Source organism: Dietzia sp. Cai40 (assembly GCF_014145165.1).
Lineage (GTDB): Bacteria > Actinomycetota > Actinomycetes > Mycobacteriales > Mycobacteriaceae > Dietzia > Dietzia natronolimnaea.
This window is the reverse complement of sequence record NZ_JAALEB010000497.1, coordinates 1-2104: the sequence shown is the minus strand read 5'-3', so window position 1 is coordinate 2104 and position 2104 is coordinate 1. Positions and strand designations below refer to the sequence as shown.

General features: G+C 70.1%; 2 protein-coding genes. Both read right to left on the bottom strand.

The genetic code is table 11. The features are described 5' to 3' along the window. Positions 1–180: 180 nt before the first annotated feature. Complete coding sequence (locus G6022_RS16375; protein WP_182615538.1) at positions 181–702, bottom strand: DUF559 domain-containing protein; 522 nt, start codon at positions 700–702, stop codon at positions 181–183. Between the two features lie 580 nt (positions 703–1282). Continuing rightward, on the bottom strand, positions 1283–2104 hold an 822-nt coding region (locus G6022_RS16370), incomplete at its 5' end, for an ATP-binding cassette domain-containing protein (RefSeq protein WP_182692041.1).

The window sequence follows — 2104 nt, the reverse complement described above, 5'->3', positions numbered from 1 at the left end:
CCGGCGCGCCCCGGCGCTCCCCCACCCCGCCGCGCCCCGCACACCCAGCGCGCCCCCACCCCAGCGCTCTCATCCCAGCGCGCCCCGCTCAACGGGTGTGGTCGTGGCCCTTGTGGCCACAACGCAGTTCTGTCGCAGTGGGCACGACCAAGATTCGGGTGATGTGGTCGCGCGTCGCGGTCATACCCGTGCGCGGCCGCGCTCGAGGGCCGCACCGATCTGGCGGAGTACCGCCCGTGGATTCCGGAGCATCGAACCGGTCACGCGGACCACCTGCCAGCCCAGCTCCGAGAGTTCGGCGTTGACCCGCGCGTCGTACTCCCAGGTAGACCTGCCTCGATGGACGTCCCCGTCGTAGAACACCGCCACCTTCCCGACCTCGTACGCCAGATCCGCAGTGGCGACCTTCACCCCGTACTCGTTGTGGATCTCGACCTGCGGAGTCGGGTCGGGGAGGTCCGACCGGACGATCAGCAGCCGAAGCCTGGTCTCGGGCGGCGAATCAGCTCGCTGGTCACACCACCGGAGGAGGCTCCGCACCCTCTGCAGACCGTGCAGCCCTCGCAGGCCCCGTGCCAGTGCACTCACCTCGCTGACGGCGATCCGGGATCGATTGCACACGGCGTCGATCTTCGCGATCGCCGTATCGTCGTTGACCTCCCACCTCGCTACGTCGATGGCCGTCCGTGCAGCGGAGGTCACACGGAGTCCACCGATCGCTTCCACCTGTCCCGCCGGCAGAGCACGCCGGAGGCGACGCAGCCGCACACGGCCCGGAGCGGGTGCCGTTCCGACCGCGTAGATGTCGACTTCTCTCTCGACCGCGGCCGGCGCGTACCACCGCTCCCGGTGGATCAGTGCCGCCGCGAGACCGCCGATCACGGCTCCAGCGGGTGCCCATAGCGCTGCGCCGCGGACCATTACATCCGGTGTGGCGGGCGCTCCGGTGGCGAGGTACACGTCGGGGAACAGACGACGATGTCCTGACCTGAGCTGATGGCCGGACAGATGACCTTCCACGACCGCCGCACTACCGATGAACGGCGCAGCAGGATGAGGACGGGGCACCTCAGGATCATCGCCCGCGGTGACCGTTCACGCCCGCCCCCGGCGTCCCCTGTGGATGGGGACGACGAGCATCCACAACGAACCGCGCCGCTCGGTCTTGGCATCAGGTGTTCCGCCCATATTCTGGTCGTGCCCAGCGCGGTGAAACGCTCGATTCACCGCAGGAGAGACGACCAAGTTCGACGTCCACACCGCTCTCGCGCCGGCGGGTGGATCAGCCCTCGACCTGTTCGCCGAGCTCCATCCAGCGCTCCTCGAGCTGTTCCTTCTCCGCGCTCACGTCCTTGAGATCACGGTCGAGGGACGCGAGCTTCTCCGTGTCGAGCGCCTCCCCTGCGGCGGCGGTGAGGGCCTCGTGGAGGGTCGCCTGTCGTTGATCGAGTTTGAGCATCTGGCGCTCGATCTTGGACATCTCCTTGCGCAGCGCCCGCTCGTCACTCGAGCTGAGCCCGGACCCGCCGGAGCCGGCGGTCGCGGCGGATGCCGAACCACCGCCCGATCCACCGCCCGATCCAGCCCCGGGACCCGAGCCCGAGCCCGAACCCGAGCCAGCGGGCTCGCGCAGGACCTTGCCCGAGTCGCCCGCGGCCCCGGCGCGCTTGCGGCGCTCGAGGTACTCGTCGATCCCCCGCGGCAGGTTGGTGAGCCCGCCGTCGCCGAACAGCGCCCACACCGAGTCGCAGATTCGCTCGACGAGGTAGCGGTCGTGGGAGATCACGACCATCGTGCCGGGCCACCCGTCGAGCAGGTCCTCGAGCTGGCGGAGCGTGTCGATGTCGAGGTCGTTGGTGGGCTCGTCGAGCAGCAGCACGTTGGGCTCGGCCATGAGGACCCGCGTGAGCTGCAGGCGCCGCCGCTCGCCGCCGGAGAGGTCGCCGACCGGCGTGCGCTGGCGGGCGGGGGTGAAGCCGAGGCGCTCGGCCAGCTGGGAGGCGCTGAGCTCGATGTCACCGAACGCCACGCGGGCGGCCACGTCCTCGATCGCCTCGAGCACCCGCTGGTCGAGCGGCAGGTCGTCGAGCTCCTGCTTGAGCCA